Source organism: Pedobacter africanus, from assembly GCF_040548825.1.
Classification (GTDB): Bacteria; Bacteroidota; Bacteroidia; order Sphingobacteriales; family Sphingobacteriaceae; genus Pedobacter; species Pedobacter africanus_A.
In genome coordinates this window covers 258,298-274,804 of record NZ_JBEPSL010000005.1, presented here as the reverse complement: position 1 = coordinate 274,804, position 16,507 = coordinate 258,298, and the positions used below count along the sequence as shown (strand labels likewise).

At 44.0% G+C, this 16,507-nt stretch carries 12 protein-coding genes; 8 read left to right on the top strand and 4 right to left on the bottom strand.

Features of this window, described 5'->3' with window-relative positions; all coding sequences use genetic code 11:
* Window positions 1–9: 9 nt before the first annotated feature.
* The 4 genes from ABIE26_RS22980 to ABIE26_RS22965 are packed head-to-tail and all read right to left on the bottom strand — an operon-like array spanning window position 10 to window position 3,167.
* Window positions 10–1,005, bottom strand: a complete 996-nt coding sequence (locus ABIE26_RS22980) for a FecR family protein (RefSeq protein WP_310145932.1) — start codon at window positions 1,003–1,005, stop codon at window positions 10–12.
* An 11-nt stretch (window positions 1,006–1,016) separates the two neighbouring features.
* Window positions 1,017–1,622, bottom strand: coding sequence for an RNA polymerase sigma factor (locus ABIE26_RS22975; protein WP_310145933.1), 606 nt, complete (start codon window positions 1,620–1,622; stop codon window positions 1,017–1,019).
* 7 nt (window positions 1,623–1,629) lie between these two features.
* On the bottom strand, window positions 1,630–2,106 hold the full coding sequence (locus tag ABIE26_RS22970) for a CHRD domain-containing protein (protein WP_310145934.1): 477 nt from the start codon (window positions 2,104–2,106) through the stop codon (window positions 1,630–1,632).
* 53 nt (window positions 2,107–2,159) lie between these two features.
* Window positions 2,160–3,167 (bottom strand): glycosyl transferase, encoded by a 1,008-nt coding sequence (locus tag ABIE26_RS22965; RefSeq protein ID WP_310145935.1) that lies wholly within the window; start codon window positions 3,165–3,167, stop codon window positions 2,160–2,162.
* 289 nt (window positions 3,168–3,456) lie between these two features.
* On the opposite strand from ABIE26_RS22965, the gene miaB reads away from it, so the two are divergent.
* The 8 genes from miaB (at window position 3,457) to ABIE26_RS22925 (ending at window position 16,505) form a co-directional block, all read left to right on the top strand.
* Window positions 3,457–4,896 carry a tRNA (N6-isopentenyl adenosine(37)-C2)-methylthiotransferase MiaB gene (miaB, locus tag ABIE26_RS22960; RefSeq protein WP_310145936.1) on the top strand — a complete coding sequence of 480 codons (1,440 nt, stop codon included), beginning with the start codon at window positions 3,457–3,459 and terminating at the stop codon, window positions 4,894–4,896.
* Window positions 4,897–4,908: 12 nt separating this feature from the next.
* A complete protein-coding gene (locus ABIE26_RS22955; protein WP_310145937.1) occupies window positions 4,909–6,144 on the top strand; it encodes a sigma-54 interaction domain-containing protein in 1,236 nt (411 codons plus the stop codon).
* Between the two features lie 2 nt (window positions 6,145–6,146).
* Entirely contained in the window at window positions 6,147–6,647 is a 501-nt protein-coding gene (locus ABIE26_RS22950) for an LptE family protein (protein WP_310145939.1), read from the top strand.
* Window positions 6,648–6,680: 33 nt separating this feature from the next.
* Window positions 6,681–7,814, top strand: coding sequence for a hypothetical protein (locus ABIE26_RS22945; protein WP_310145941.1), 1,134 nt, complete (start codon window positions 6,681–6,683; stop codon window positions 7,812–7,814).
* Window positions 7,815–7,828: 14 nt separating this feature from the next.
* The gene (gene secG, locus ABIE26_RS22940; protein ID WP_310145942.1) at window positions 7,829–8,176 is read left to right on the top strand and encodes a preprotein translocase subunit SecG; all 348 of its coding nucleotides are present in this window, start codon (window positions 7,829–7,831) and stop codon (window positions 8,174–8,176) included.
* 226 nt (window positions 8,177–8,402) lie between these two features.
* Window positions 8,403–8,693 (top strand): co-chaperone GroES, encoded by a 291-nt coding sequence (locus ABIE26_RS22935; protein ID WP_084238754.1) that lies wholly within the window; start codon window positions 8,403–8,405, stop codon window positions 8,691–8,693.
* Between the two features lie 43 nt (window positions 8,694–8,736).
* Window positions 8,737–10,380, top strand: coding sequence for a chaperonin GroEL (gene groL, locus ABIE26_RS22930; protein ID WP_310145944.1), 1,644 nt, complete (start codon window positions 8,737–8,739; stop codon window positions 10,378–10,380).
* Window positions 10,381–10,514: 134 nt separating this feature from the next.
* Window positions 10,515–16,505, top strand: a complete 5,991-nt coding sequence (locus ABIE26_RS22925; RefSeq protein ID WP_310145945.1) for a PKD domain-containing protein — start codon at window positions 10,515–10,517, stop codon at window positions 16,503–16,505.
* Window positions 16,506–16,507 lie beyond the last annotated feature (2 nt).

Sequence of the window (16,507 nt, the reverse complement as noted above, 5' to 3'; positions counted from 1 at the left end):
AATGCTTGTTTAGTGCTCTGATAAAACATACATGTTTTTCTCTTTGGTTACCTTGCACTGCAAAGATGCAGAAATTACGGCAAGAGCGCTATCCAAAGTTTGATAATGCAGGCTGGCCGTTAGCTTTCGGCTTTTTAAAGATTCATCTTTAACATTAACCGGTACCTGATAGGCTTTTTCCAGCTGTTCTGCAGCCTCCGCGACAGAGATTTCCTTAAAAACAAACTTCCTGTCCAACCAGGCCTTGTAATTGACATTCGGATTGTCGGCTACCGCAAGTGCCTGGGTGCCGATGTCATAAACACCCAGTTTTCCGGCACTCAGCATCACGCTCCTGTCCAGCTGTAAATGCTTAAGGGCAACTTTCCCTTCTTCTACAATAACGCTTACTTTTTGATCATTTTTAACCACGTTAAAACTTGTCCCGATGTCCTCGGCAGTCACATCTCCCAGGTCAACGCTAAAACGCGAAACATTGTTCGGGGCAACATGAATAAAGACCTCTCCGGTTTTCAGTTCCAGTTTTCTGTGTTTTACAAAATCGTGTTTAAGGTATTTGATGGTTGTTCCTGCATTAAGGTTCACCTCAGTACCGTCGGGCAAAACAACACGGGTAATTGCAGTATGATTTGCTGTAGAAACCACTACATACCTGCTGTCATTTATGAAATAGTAAGTCAGCGACAAAAGTACCAGTACTGCAGCTGCAGCCGATAACCAAAAACGGATACCCCGCCCTTTTTGCGGAAACTGCTGAACTTGCAGCCTCTGCACGATCTTCTTGTCCAGGGCGTTCCAGGACTCCTCTACCCCAGCCCTGTCCCTCTGGTACAGCTTATCCATATTCAGCTGAACGCTTAAAAAGTCCCGATAGGTTTTTTCATTTTCAGCGGCAGCAGATCTCCATTGATCCAGAAAAACCTTATCCGAAGGTGTAATTGCCCCATCCAGATCATCTATGATCAGGGCATATATCAATTCTTCGTTTGTTTCAAATTGTTTCATAAGAGGTTCTTCTAGTGCGTTAATATATTTAAGAGTATTAAAATAGAAATCATCGTTTGTTTTCGCTTTTCCAGGTGTTCCCTCAGCTTCTGAAAACCATAGGTTAAATGGTTTTTAACTGTTTTGATCGAGATATCCATCTGATCGGCAATTTCCTGTTGTTTCAGTTTTCCGAAGCGGCTAAGGTACATCACCTGTCTGCATTTATCGGGAAGCAGCTTCAAAGCTTCTTCCAGTGCAGTTAACATCGCTTCGTCAGCTTCATCGGCCTGGTACTGTACCGCAGTTTCTTTATCGCTTACCGACAGGTACTGCAATTGTTTCTTAGCATCTGACTTATTTTTTTTGATAAAGTTTAGTGCTGAGTTCACAATAGCTTTAAACAGATAACCTTTCACCGAATACTGAATATTTAAATGTGCTGCTTTATCCCATATGGTGATAAATACATCATGTACAATTTCCTCTGCCACCTGTGTATGTTCAACATACCTAAGGGCCACGGCGAACAGCTGCTGGTAATATTTCTTATACAACATTTCAAACTGCTGCCTGTCGTGTTGTACAATTGCATCCAGCAAATGCCTGTCTTCATCATTAAAGCCCGCCTGCCCCATGCCAATCTTACTTTTGCTTTAATGTAAGTATCCCTGATATCTCGGGGTTTAATGTCAAAGTACCAATAGCAACAAACCATTGCCCTTTCAGCAGGGTCCTTTCCTGCAGGGAGGTTAAAGTAAATCCTCCTTTTACCGGTAAAGGGCTTGCCTTTTCATCTGTATGCTTATACAGCTCTTTTACCAAAGTCCCTACAGAACCTTTAGCTCCGCTTCTGAGGGTAATTAACTGAGGCACCAGATCTTTATATTCAAGTGTATAATTCAATTCTTTTGTCCCCTCATCATAAGTGCCTTTTAGCACGGCAGTCCCCTCAGAATTGCTGTTGGTACCTTTTTTATCTATCCTTGCCGTTACCACATAAGTCCTTACAGGAGGTTTAATCCGTGTATCTTCCGATCCCTCTGGCTTTTTACAGCCTGTCCCAAAAAAAAGACCGGCAGCTACAATTATTCCTGCCATGCCCCTGATGATCTTGCTCATTTTAGTGTCTTAACCGAGCACTAAAATACTAAATTTCAGGAACTATAGCCTCATTAATTCGGAAAGCCGTATTCTATGGCACGTTTAGAATAGAATTGCTTATAAAATCCTCTTAAAAAGAACAATACCGATCTTCCGATCACCTGTTTTACCCAGGTCCCATCATTGGTAGCCTTATATGCCTGGATGTTTTCTTCCAATAATTCGATCTGGCTTTCTGCTGCTGAAAGGGCCAGTACATAAGGTTTGTAAATATGTTTGATCTGGTTCCGGTTTAAAGGGTAGGTATCATTGGTGAGCATAAAATTGTTGTTCAGGGCATAGGCAAACCCATGGTAATGATAAAAAACCAGGTCAAAGCGGTTATTGCTGGCCAGCTCCAGTCCCTGAATGCGTCCTGAAGCATGATCAAAAGCATATTGCTGCACATTCCAAGGCGCCACGCCCCCGCCAAGGTGCTCCAGTTCATGTATGCCGCTGAACTGCTGCGTCCAGGCGTCCAGGTATTTCTGGTCCCCAAATTTATTGTCTTCAAACCTGTTAAAGCACCATTCCAGGCAGGCGTCAACCCAATTGTTTAAAACAGCCATACCTTCTGCCGTATTTTTAAACGTTACATACTGTACGCAGTAAATTCCGCTGGTAGTACTCTGGTCGAATTGCGGTGTATACCGGTGGCTCGTGATCAGCACCGATTTTTCAGCCATTTCATCGTACAATACTTTTGGATCACTGAAGAACAGGAGGTCCGCATCAACGTAGGTGCAATGGTCGAGCCCGTAAGTTTCTATACAGTACTTAACTGATGAAGAAGCACAGGTCCAGCAATATTCGCCGGCCGTCCTGTCTGCCTTTACTGCCAGCAGGTTTTCATTCTCAAAATCGCTTAATGGAATGACCGTAGCATGTTCCAGCCGCAGTTTGGACAAGGCATAAAAACAATCGTCATCAAATGCCACAATATACAGGTGAAAATCACGGCAATGTTTTAAAAGTGAATTGTACATGGCCAGGCCACGCGTCAGATACAATGAATTAAATAAAGTGCAGTATTGAAGCATATTTTTCCCAAAATCTGCATACAAGACAACGCCTTTATTAAAAAGTCCTATAAGCTTTGTTTCTTTTATTGTACTTTTTTTCCATACCAGGTTCACCAGGGGTCTATTTCGGGTTCGCCTCGGCTAAAACCCTCTAAAAGTCAATATGAACCTGCTCTAAAACCTTCATTAGATCAATTGGTTACAACGGGCTTTTCTGCTCATATTCTATTAAAAAGTAATATTTCTGCCAATTTGTCATTTGTAAATATTATTGCTTATTTTTGAAGCCCCATAAAAGTGATTATTTATGATTGATTTAGAGCTGACAGATAAGAAACACGATGAAGCGCGCCAGGGTGAAGCTTTGGTTGTTGATGCACCTGTGGTGCGTAATGGCCGGAAGCTGTACATTGAAAGTTATGGCTGCCAGATGAATTTTGCCGACAGCGAAATCGTAGCCTCGATTTTACTGGATCAGGGTTTTGAAACTACGGGCGACTATAAAGAAGCTGATGTGGTGTTCATCAACACCTGCTCTATCCGTGAAAACGCAGAACAACGGGTGCGCAACAGACTGTCGCAATTCGGAGCAGAGAAACGCAAAAATCCAAAACTGATTGTAGGGGTACTGGGCTGCATGGCCGAGCGATTGAAATCTAAATTCTTGGAGGAGGAAAAACTGGTTGATGTTGTGGTTGGCCCTGATGCCTATCGTGAGCTTCCACAGCTACTGAACGAGGTAGAAAGCGGCCAGAAAGCCATCAATGTGCTTTTATCCCGCGAGGAAACTTACGCCGATATCAATCCCGTACGCTTGAACGGAAATGGCATCACCGCATTCATTTCGATCATGCGCGGTTGTGATAACATGTGCTCTTTTTGCGTAGTGCCTTTTACCAGGGGCCGCGAAAGAAGCCGGGATCCGCATTCTATTCTTGCCGAAGCACAGGATCTGTTCGACAAAGGCTATAAGGAAATTACTTTATTGGGACAAAACGTCGATTCTTACAAGTGGAAAGGCACCAATGCCGAAGAAAACAACGAAGACCTGGAAATTGAAGTCAACTTTGCCCAGTTACTCGAAAAAGTTGCACTGATCAGCCCCGAACTCCGGATCAGGTTTTCGACTTCCCACCCTAAAGACATTACAGACGAAGTTTTGTACACGATCGCCAAATACGACAACATATGTAACTACATACACCTGCCGGTTCAGTCGGGCAGCACGCGGGTTCTCGAATTGATGAACCGTACTTACACCCGGGAATGGTACATCAACAGGGTGGATGCCATCCGGAGAATCATACCTGACTGCGCTATTTCATCGGATATCATTGCAGGCTTTTGTACGGAAACAGAAGAAGAGCACCAGGAAACCCTGAGCATTATGGATTATGTAGGCTATGATTTTGCCTTCACGTTCAGTTATTCGGAAAGACCGGGAACCCTGGCCGCAAGAAAGCTGGAAGATGACATCCCTGAAGAAGTAAAAAAACGCAGGCTTGCCGAGATCTTAGCCAAACAACAGGAAACTTCTTTATTCCGCCTGCAACAATTTGTTGGAAAAACTGTTAGGATTCTTGTAGAGGGTACCTCTAAAAAATCGGATAAAGACTTTTGTGGCCGGAACGACCAGAATGCAATGGTTGTTTTCCCAGCTACAGAAGGAGTTAAAGCAGGTCAGTATGTGAATGTACATATAGACCGTTGTACATCAGCCACGCTGCTGGGTACAGTGGTGAACTAGAAAAAAGTATAAATGGATATACAGGATATTAAAAACCGGTTTGGAATTATAGGTGGCTCCCCGCTGCTGAACCGGGCAATAGATATAGCCAGACAAGTGGCGCCGACCGACATGTCTGTATTGATTACCGGCGAGAGTGGTAGCGGTAAAGAGGTTTTCTCGCACATCATTCACCAGATGAGTGCCCGCAAGCATGGTGCCTTTATTGCCGTAAACTGCGGCGCCATTCCGGAAGGAACCATAGATTCAGAATTGTTTGGGCATGAAAAAGGGTCCTTTACCGGTGCCCATGAAGCCCGTAAAGGTTATTTTGAAGTGGCTAACGGGGGTACCATATTTTTGGATGAGGTGGCCGAATTGCCCCTGGGCACACAAGCCCGCTTACTAAGGGTACTCGAAAGCGGGGAATACCTGCGTGTAGGTTCTTCCAAAGTACAAAAAACAGATGTGCGTATCATCGCTGCAACCAACGTAGATGTTTACGACCGGGTAAAATCGGGTAAATTCCGTGAAGATTTATACTACAGGCTCAATACGGTACCTCTGCGCATACCAGCTTTACACGAGCGTAAAGAGGACATCTACCTGTTGTTCAGGAAATTTTCTGCTGATTTCAGTGATAAATACAGAAGTCCGGGAATACAGCTTGAGCCCGATGCCATCCAGATACTGACCAATTACAGCTGGCCCGGTAATGTGCGGCAGCTGAAAAATATAGCCGAGCAGGTTTGTGTACTGGAAAAGGACAGGAATGTAACCGGGGCGGCATTGTTGAACTATATCCCGAATGAAAGCGGCAGTAACCTGCCCATGGCCATCAACGGTAATGGCAGTAAAGACGACTTTTCCGAGCGCGACATCCTCTACAAGGTGCTTTTTGACATGAAAAAAGATATGGTCGAGCTGAAAAAACTGGTTGCAGAGATCATCCAGAGCGGTGGCAATACTTCGCATATCATTGCCGACAATCCGCACTACATCAACCAGCTGTACCAGGATGTAGACCAGACATTGGGCAATGAAGCTACGTTGACCATCAAAAACCCGCTACAAAGCCCCTCAGGCGAGTACAATTATACACAGGATGCCGAAGAAGTAGAAGAATCGCTTTCGCTCATTGACAAGGAATCTGATCTGATCAAAAAAGCCTTGAAAAAGCATAAGGGCAAACGCAAATTTGCTGCACAGGAGCTGGGCATATCAGAACGCACTTTATACAGAAAGATTAAAGAACTGAACTTAAACTAAGGATGAAAAAACTAGCTGTAATTGCCTTGTTGTTTTTTACATTCAGCGGATGTAAAATAGGCTTGAATGGGGCCTCTATCCCGGCCGAGATGAAAACCGTTTCGGTAGTTACTTTTGAGAACAATGCCCCACTGGTGGTGCCTTATTTAAGCTCACTGTTTACAGAAGAGCTGAAAACCAGGATCCGCAACCAGACGCGCCTGAGCATTACGCAGAACGATGCGCACGGTGTTTTTTCTGGTAATATTACCGGCTATTCGGTCAACCCGGTGGCTTTACAGGACAACAACAGGCCAACTGCTGGCGCCAACAGGTTAAGTATAACCATTATGGTAAAATATACCAATAACCTGAACCCGAAGCTCAGCTTTGAGCAATCTTTTGAACGCTTCAAGGATTTTCCACTGACAGGTAGTTTTCAAAGCATGGAACAGGGACTGGTAAAAGATGTACTTGCACAGCTTACGGAGGACATTTTTAACAAAGCATTTGCAAATTGGTAGCCAAATTGAAGTTTCAATTGTTAACTTAGCAACGTGGAGCAGGAATTAGACATAAAGCAAAAACTGACAGCATGGCTTGCAGCGCCGGAGGAGATTGTAAAAGAGGATGCCTTGCTGTTGAAAGATTTAACCGTACGTTATCCTTATTTCCAGCCCCTGCATCTTTTGCTGGCTAAGGCCAATCTGCAACGTCCGGAAAAGAGCGACAGTCTGGCAACCGCTGCACTTTATACAAACGGCCAACTCCTGCACAACCTTTTGCACGCGCCTGAACAACTCATAGATATGACATTTCATGTCATTCCCAACGCTGATGCCGCAAGCACACAGCCAGAGCCAATTGTTGTAGATGCTATTGACGAAGTTCCGGCCGACCTAGAGGGATATCCAACCCTGCCTGCAGATGAGCAGGAGATCTTTGAAGAAATCGGCGAGGTTGACTTTAAAGAGTTTGATCCGGGAAATCGCCAGGACAAAGCAGAAGACGACCTTGTTATAGAAAACATTGTTTCATCAGACTTTTTTGCATTTCAGGAGAATTTCACTGTAGAAACGGCCATCCCTGATTTAGAAAAGCCGGTGATGGCTGCGCAGAATGAGCCAGAAACTTCTAGTCCGCATAGGGAGCAGGAAGAGCCCATTGTGATCAGTAAATACGATGACGATCAGCTCCCTTATACCTTTTTATGGTGGCTGGCAAAAACCCGCAAAGAGCACCAGCAGATCTTTCAACCCTATGCTTCGCCGAAAAACGCCAGTGTTACAGCATCTGAGCAGCCAGTTACAGCACATAACCCGGGCGGACTACAGCAACAATATGTAGAACACATATTTCATATGCAAAGCCCTTTTGATGGCGATGGTGAAAGCATTTATGCTACAGATAGTCTGAGAAATCCAACTAAAGGGGATGAGATTATAGAAAGCTTCATCAAGAACGACCCGCAGATCAGCCCCCCAAAACCCGAGCAGATAGACAACGAGAACAAGGCTAAAAAGAGCGCAGAAGACCATAACGACCTTGTCTCCGAAACTTTAGCCAAAATTTACATTGAGCAAATGCTTTACGACAAAGCAATAGAGACTTATGAAAAATTAAGTTTGAAGTTTCCAGAAAAAAGCCGTTACTTTGCCGACCTTATCCAATCTATAGAAAAGAAAATTTAACAACATAACACATTATGCTTTTTTTAATTATTTTATTGATCATTATTTGCGTTGCTTTAGGGCTGTTTGTTTTGGTACAAAATCCCAAAGGTGGTGGCCTGGCAACCGGTGGGGCTGGCAGCAATATGTTTGGCGTACAGCGTACAGGTGATGTTCTTGAAAAAGGCACCTGGGTTTTATTAACCCTGATTGTAGTGATATCATTATCAATTACAACAATTGCAAAGTCTGGCGGTTCATCTACAGGTGGAGCTTCTAAAATACAGGAGCATCTGGACAAAACACCTGCACCATCACCGATAGGAAGTGGCTTAGCTCCTTCTGCTGCACCGGCTCCAGCTAAAGACACAACCAAAAAATAAAAACGAATTTCGTTTGATAGAAAGCCCGGCACAATTGTACCGGGCTTTTTTTGTATCCTGCCACTCTGACACAAAAAAGCTTTGCCAAAATACCTTAGCTGACAGGGCAATGCAAATTTGTCAAGCATATTTGCATTGGCATAAAAACTGATGTATTACCTATGTACAACTATGTACACAATACGAATTTTAATTTTTAACTAAAAAAATAAATTAATATCAAGTTATGGCTTTAAACCTTAAACCAATTTCAGGTACGGCAAACAGAGTTATTGTTGAACCTGCTGCGGCAGAAGAAAAAACAGCATCAGGAATTTATATCCCTGACACTGCGAAAGAAAAACCGTCAAAAGGCACTGTTGTTTCGGTTTCAGAGGAAGATTCAGAAGGTAAGAAACCAGTAGTTAAAGTTGGCGATGTGGTTCTTTACGGCAAATATGGTGGTACAGAACTCCCTATCGACGGCAAGGACTATTTGATCATGCGCGAAAGCGACATCTACGCAATCGTAGGATAATTGGAATAACATTTAAACAGTAAAACTTAATCAGATTTAAGAAATGGCAAAACAAGTAAAATATAATGTAGAAGCCCGCGACGCCCTGAAAAGAGGTGTTGATACTTTGGCTAATGCAGTAAAAGTAACTTTAGGTCCAAAAGGCCGTAACGTAATCATTGATAAAAAATTCGGTTCACCAGCAATTACCAAGGATGGTGTAACTGTAGCCAAAGAAATAGAGCTTAAAGACCCTATCGAAAACATGGGTGCCCAAATGGTTAAAGAAGTAGCTTCTAAAACTGCTGACATTGCAGGTGACGGAACTACAACTGCAACTGTACTGGCACAGGCAATTGTTACTGCCGGAATTAAAAACGTAGCTGCCGGTGCAAACCCTATGGATTTGAAACGTGGTATTGATAAAGCTGTTACCGCCATCGTTGAGAACCTGAAATCACAATCACAGACTGTAGGTGAGGACAACAACAAAATCAAACAGGTTGCTGCCATTTCTGCCAACAACGACGAAGTAATCGGCGCGCTGATTGCTGAAGCAATGGGTAAAGTAGGTAAAGACGGTGTAATTACCGTTGAAGAGGCAAAAGGCACTGAAACTGAAGTAAAAACAGTTGAAGGTATGCAGTTTGACCGTGGTTACCTATCTCCATACTTTGTAACCAATGCAGATAAAATGGAAGCGGAATTAGAAAACCCTTACATTTTGATCTATGACAAAAAGATCAGCAACATGAAAGAATTGCTGCCTGTTCTGGAAAAACAAGTTCAAACTGGCAAGCCATTGCTGATCATCGCTGAAGATTTAGACGGCGAGGCTTTGGCTACATTGGTAGTAAACAAAATCCGTGGTTCACTGAAAGTTGCTGCTGTTAAAGCTCCAGGCTTTGGTGACCGCAGAAAAGCCATGCTGGAAGACATCGCGATCTTAACCGGTGGTACTGTTATTTCTGAAGAAAGAGGTTATAAATTAGAGAATGCAGACCTGACTTACTTAGGTACTGCTGAAAAAGTTGTTGTTGATAAAGACAATACGACTGTTATCAACGGTGCTGGCCAGTCTGAGGACATCAAAGCCCGTGTTAACCAGATCAAAGCTCAGATTGAGACCACTACATCTGATTACGATAAAGAAAAACTACAGGAGCGTTTGGCTAAATTAGCTGGCGGTGTTGCAGTACTTTACGTAGGTGCAGCTTCTGAAGTTGAAATGAAAGAGAAAAAAGACCGTGTTGATGATGCTTTACATGCAACCCGTGCAGCGGTTGAAGAAGGTATCGTTGCAGGTGGTGGTGTTGCTTTCATCCGCGCTATTGAGGCATTGGAAGGCATGAAAGGCGCTAACGAAGACGAAACTACAGGTATCGCTATCGTTAAACGTGCTATCGAAGAGCCATTGCGTCAGATCTGCCAGAATGCTGGAATTGAAGGTTCTATCGTTGTACAGAAAGTTAAAGAAGGTAAAGCTGACTTTGGCTATAATGCACGTACAGATGTTTATGAGAACCTGATCGCAGCTGGTGTTATTGACCCTACTAAAGTTGGTCGTGTAGCATTGGAAAATGCAGCTTCTATCGCAGCAATGTTGTTAACAACTGAATGCGTATTGGCTGATGATCCTGAAGATGCTCCTGCTGGCGGTGCTGGTATGCCTCCAATGGGCGGCGGCGGCATGGGCGGCATGATGTAATCATAAAGACCATATTTAAATAAAAAGAAAGTCACGGAGCAGTTTTCCGTGGCTTTTTTTATTTTAGCCCGTTTTAATACAAAATAATTAATTAGAGCAAAAAAATATTTACTTTTATACAGCATCCCGCGTATATGGTAAAACGTTTACTCATTTTAGTAGTTGCTCTCGTTTTATTCCAAATATCTGAGGTATTTTCTCAGATCAGTATAGGTACGGTCGATGCGGGGCCGTATACGCCCGGATCGAGTATAGCGGCGACTTTTACAATAGACCCTACGACTTGTATCAGACCTGGTAATAGATTCGATCTTTATTTGGTACGTCCGGATGGGACAGAGATTCCGACTCCGATAGGATCCTACAATGGATTTTACTCAACATTTGTAAATGGAGTTATTCCAGCGGGAACACCTGCTGGAATAGGATATAAACTAAGAATCAAATCAACAACACCAGCATTTACTTCCACCGATTCTGCTCCGTTTAATATTCAGACTGGTTCAGCTCCTGTTCTCGCATCGGTTAGTTCATTTCCAGAATTGGCATATGATGCTTCAGGAAAAGCAGAAGTTTTTGGAATGTGTCCGGGCGTAGACAATACCCCATTTAATTTTACTAACACATCGACAGCATCAAGTGTAGTTTCTGCTACGGTAAAAAACGAGATCAGTGGGTTATTTGAAGCTCCTCTTTCATTCACTTCTACACCCCCTGAAGCTTCTTTCACAGCTACTTTAGCCCATTATACAGTATTTGTGATCTCAAGGCTTAATGGAACCGTTGGAACAAGAGCGTATTTGGTTGTGAATAACAATATTAATAACAGTTTTGGTACATCTGGTTCTAATATTGTTTGTTTGCCGGGGGGATTTCTTCAATATACGGTCGATCTATCAGAAACAGGAATTAAAAATAATTTTCCGGGCACGACCTATGAAATAAAATGGGGGGATGCAAATGGCACTGCTGAAATATATACCCGATGTGATCTTACAACCGGTTTTGTCAGACATGAATACGTAAGATCTTCTTGCGGGCAACCCGTATACAATACCGGTAATGGTAACCAATACAATGTCTTTGGGATAAATATCTCCGCTGTAAGCCCATTTTGTCCGGGTGCCGGCGCAGGGCTTTCTACTTATGTAAGAGTAGTTAGAAAACCTGAAAATAGCTTCACATCTCCGATTGCTGCATGTACGGGGAGTACCGTTAACTTTGAAAATACATCCATCGCCGGTGAGACCGAAACAAACACTCCAAATTGTATTGACAATAACGTGAGATACAATTGGTATGTAGATGGTGTTAGATTCGGCACCAACTTAAGAAGAGAAGACATCTTCACACACCCCTTTCCAACCCCAGGAGTTTATACTATTAGGTTGGAGTCAGTTACTACTGGTCAGTGTAAAGGTGTCGCAGTTAGTAGAACAATATGTATTCAAGATCCTCCTCGACCAGCTTTTGATTTTAATAATGTGGCAAAAACTGGATGTGCCCCTTTTAGAATCCAAGCATTTGACAGATCGATAATAGATGCAAGATGTAATACAGACAATTTTTATAACTGGATTGTAAACGGACCAGCACCGGTTCAATTTGATCCAACAGCTAAAGACCCAGTCTTTACATTTAACACACCAGGTACTTATGAGGTAATTCTCGAGATTCAGACTGCATCATGTGGTACTGTAAGAACACAAATCCCACAACAGATTGTTCTCGTAGATGGAAATCCAAGAACAGAATTGTCACGTGATACTACATTGTGTGGGTTAGGTGCCTTCGGATTCAATACCACACCGGGGCCTACACGAACTATATTGGAGGGTACACAGCAAACAATTCCAGGCCAGACTTATACCTGGACTGTAACAGATGTAAACGGGAATCCGTTACCCGCTTCTGACTATGTTTTTGAAAATTCGGATCTGCATGACCAGTATCCAGCAATTAGATTCAATTCTTACAAAACTTATAAAATAAAAGTTGTACATGTAAACAGCTGTGGAACCTCAGAAGATGAACAGGTCATAACATTCCTGGAATCTCCTGTTCCTACTATTGCCAGCCAGGATACCATCTGTTACAATACACCTATAAACTTAACAGGGACACCTTCTAATAATAATTATATCGGTTACACCTGGACATCTTCAGGAAATGGGACCTTTACAAATGACAATACTTTAACCCCGACCTATACTCCCGGTTCTGCGGACCTTACGGCACTCAGGGTTACAATAACTTTAACATTAAATACCGGACTTGCAGGTAGTTGCCAATATGTACCGGTAAGTAAAGAAATTATCATTCGTCCAAACAATACAGGAGTAAACACTACGCAAGAAATCTGCACAGGTAATCCATTAAATTATACACCAACCTCTACTGTTCCGGGGAGCACATTTATCTGGACAGCAAGTAACCCTGATGGAAATGCAAGTGGCTTTACTGCAAACGGAAGCGGGAATATTACCGATGTCATTACGAATAATAATGCTACTGGCAATGCTATTGTGATCTATACCATTACGCCATCAGCGAAAGGTTGTACCGGAATATCCTACACCCTTTCAGTTACTGTGACCCCAAGACCGGTCATTACGGCGGTGGCGGCAAATACAACGATTTGCAGCAATACAACTTCAGGCGTTGCACTCAGCTCAAATATATCAGGCACAACCTATACCTGGACCAGTTCATCTCCAAATGGGGTTACCGGAGGGAGCAATAACCCTACTCCAATTACTGTAGCTACAATAGATGATCCTTTAATCAACAACGGTACAACCCAGGGATCAGTAACCTATACCATTACACCTTATTCTGCTTCAGGTTGTCCCGGAGCACCTGTAGATGTTACTATAAATGTTGATCCTGCAATAACTGCCGCAAATGCCGGGTTGAATGCAAGTATATGCGATTTAACGACATATACTTTAAATGGTAATGTGCCCAAATCAAATGAGACCGGTACATGGAGCCTCACCTCTGGACAAACAGGAATTTCTTTTACGAATGTAAATTCAGCCAGTACAGGGGTTGATGGATTAGTAGCCGGCCAGGCTTATACTTTTAGCTGGACCATCGCAGCCCCGGGAGTATGTAGTTCTTCCTCGTCATCCGTGACGATCACTGTAAATCAACCTACAGTTCCAGGTACAACAGCCGGAACACCAACTACCGTATGTGCCGGCACCAATTCAGGCACCATAACCCTTAGCGGAAATCTGGGATCAGTGATCAGATGGGAATCCAGCCTTGATGGAACAACCAACTGGACAGCAGTATCTGGAACAAATACAGGCAGCACTTATACATTTAGTAATCTGAACACAACAATCTTTTACAGGGCCATAGTTCAGAATGGACAATGTAATGAGATGCCTTCCACTGCAACAATGGTCACTGTATCACCTGCATCTACTTTAGCCGAGGCCGGCCCGGATCAGATACTTTGTGCTGAACCGGGAACAACGCTGGCGGCGAACGCTCCGGATCTGGCTAAAAATGAAACGGGTCTGTGGTCTATTCCTGCAGGTGCACCTTCAGCATTTATTACGACCCCGGGCAATCCTAACACTACAGTATCCAACCTACTTGCCGGCCAAACCTATCGCTTTGTATGGACAATTACTGGAACCGGGGCTTGCGGACCAACTACCGATACGGTTACCATTACCAATAACCCTACTATCAATCAAAGCATCACCAGCACTAGTGTAGTTGTATGTAACGGCCAGGATGTAATTCTTACTAGTGCTAATCCTCCTACAGGGGGAGACGGACAATACGCTTACCAATGGGAATCTCAGGTAAACGGAGGACCCTGGTTGCCACAACTGAGTGATGGTGATGAGGAAAGCCTGACCATCACCTTAACCACACCAGGAACTGTAAACTTCCGCAGGATTGTAAATAGTGGAGGTTGTACAGATACCAGCAATGTATACCCGATTACCGTTCGCCCCGCAATAACAGCTAACAACATTACTGCAGATCAGACCATTTGCAGCGCCACTGCACCTGTATTACTGACAGGCCCTGTCCCGACAGGGGGTGATGGGGTATTTACCTATCAATGGCAGTCTAGCCTTGATGGCACAACCTGGACAGACATCCTCACTGCCAACGCGATAGATTACCAGCCAGCAATACTTACCAATACCACATTCTACAGAAGAGGCGCAAGCACTGCAGCCTGTGGATCTGCTTTTATTTACAGCAACAGCGTAAAAATAACGGTCAACCCAAATGCCCGGGCAGAATTTACCTGGACACACGACATCGATTGCTTTCCTTTCAGCTTACCGATTACTGTTGTTGAACATCCGGAGAATGCAACTTATGCCTGGTATGCGGATAATGTACGATTAGCCTCCTCAGGTTCTGCTTTCCCGGGTTACACCATAACTGCCAGCAACCAGTCTGTAACCATAAAATTAGTAGTTACCAGCAGCTTCGGTTGTGCCAGTGATTCCTTACAGCATGTATTCAGCACCAATCAGGCAGTTCCTGCATCATTTACACACAGTACTTCAAGTAACTGCGGACCTGTGTCAGCCAATTTTGTAAACACATCCAATGCCGGCGCAACATTCCGCTGGAACTTTGGAAATGGACAAACTTCAAATGATACCAACCCAACAACGGTAACCTTCCAGCCGGACGCTTCGGGCAAAGACACCACCTATGTGGTTACCCTTTATTCCATTACCAGCTGCGGAACCGACTCGGCAAAAGTGAATATACTGGTCAAATCGCCGCCAAGACCAGTATTCTCGCCAAATGCTACCAATGTATGTTCGCCTACGCCGATTACATTCCGCAACAATTCTCCATTGCAGACCGGTGTTACCTATACATTTAATTTTGGCGACGGCACTCAGGAAACAAGGAACGACAGAAGTCCGGTGACCCATATTTATCCTATCAGGGCAACAGTACAAACTTATTACGCTACTCTTACCGCCCAGAACGAATGTGGCACAGTTACCACAACACCTTATACCATCATCGTGCGGCCAAATACCGTAAATGCAGAACTGGTGGTAAACGGCAACCAGCTGGTGGGCTGCGCACCGCATACCGTTACTTTCGATAACAATACCACAGGCGCAACCAGCTATACAGTTGATTTTAATGACGGAACCCAGCCAAGAGTATCCATCATTGCTCCTGAAAGGTTCCAGTATACCTTTAACAATCCGGGAACCTACAAGGTACTCTTAACTGCAACCAATGGCTGCTCTACAGATACAACATCTGAAACTATAGTGGTACGTGCACAGCCGCAGACAGACTTTAATGCTGTTAATACCTTGGGCTGCACCGGCCTTGCGGTTAAATTTACCAACACCAGTATAGGAGCAGTCAGCTATTCCTGGAATTTTGGTGATGGTTCACCCGTTTCCAATGAATTTGAACCGATACATACCTATACGGGTACGCAGGAATATTACGCCGTGACCCTCACTGTAACCAATACGCTCCAATGTTCAGCAACCATCATCAAAAACCAGTTCATCCGCATTGTACAACCCCCTGTAGCGGCCTTCAATGTCAATCCTTCTACACTCATCAGCATCCCTGACTATACCTTCAGCTTCCAGGACGAAAGCACCAACAACCCAACTATCTGGGAATGGGATTTCGGTGATGGCACCACATCTTCACAAAGAAACCCGAGCCATACTTATCTGGATACAGGCACCTATAAAGTAACCCTTAAAACCACCAACCAGCAGGGCTGTTTTACCACTACATTCAAAAACGTCACCATTAAAGGTGTCCCAGGCTACCTGTTTGTGCCGAATGCATTCACCCCCGGAGATACCAGGCCGGAACTGCGGGAGTTCCGCGCCAAAGGATCGGGCATCCTGTCCTGGCGCTTTGGCGTATTCAACAAATGGGGACAGCTTTTATGGGAAACCACCAAACTGGAAGAAGGCCGGCCTGCAGAAGGCTGGGATGGCACATTTAAAGGCAGCGCCATGCCGCAGGGTGTATATTACTGGAAAATAGACGTAAAAATGGTCAACGGTTCAGAATGGAAGGGAATGACTTACGACAGTTCGCCGCCTAAACGTACCGGGGCAATACATTTAATCAGATAACA

Excerpts from the sequence above, each read along its gene's own strand:
- groL (WP_310145944.1), top strand. The coding sequence starts at position 8,737 with ATGGCAAAACAAGTAAAATATAATGTAGAAGCCCGCGACGCCCTGAAA.
- ABIE26_RS22975 (WP_310145933.1), bottom strand. The coding sequence starts at position 1,622 with ATGGGGCAGGCGGGCTTTAATGATGAAGACAGGCATTTGCTGGATGCA.
- ABIE26_RS22980 (WP_310145932.1), bottom strand. The coding sequence starts at position 1,005 with ATGAAACAATTTGAAACAAACGAAGAATTGATATATGCCCTGATCATA.
- ABIE26_RS22970 (WP_310145934.1), bottom strand. The coding sequence starts at position 2,106 with ATGAGCAAGATCATCAGGGGCATGGCAGGAATAATTGTAGCTGCCGGT.
- miaB (WP_310145936.1), top strand. The coding sequence starts at position 3,457 with ATGATTGATTTAGAGCTGACAGATAAGAAACACGATGAAGCGCGCCAG.
- ABIE26_RS22965 (WP_310145935.1), bottom strand. The coding sequence starts at position 3,167 with ATGCTTCAATACTGCACTTTATTTAATTCATTGTATCTGACGCGTGGC.
- secG (WP_310145942.1), top strand. The coding sequence starts at position 7,829 with ATGCTTTTTTTAATTATTTTATTGATCATTATTTGCGTTGCTTTAGGG.
- ABIE26_RS22950 (WP_310145939.1), top strand. The coding sequence starts at position 6,147 with ATGAAAAAACTAGCTGTAATTGCCTTGTTGTTTTTTACATTCAGCGGA.
- ABIE26_RS22925 (WP_310145945.1), top strand. The coding sequence starts at position 10,515 with ATGGTAAAACGTTTACTCATTTTAGTAGTTGCTCTCGTTTTATTCCAA.
- ABIE26_RS22935 (WP_084238754.1), top strand. The coding sequence starts at position 8,403 with ATGGCTTTAAACCTTAAACCAATTTCAGGTACGGCAAACAGAGTTATT.
- ABIE26_RS22955 (WP_310145937.1), top strand. The coding sequence starts at position 4,909 with ATGGATATACAGGATATTAAAAACCGGTTTGGAATTATAGGTGGCTCC.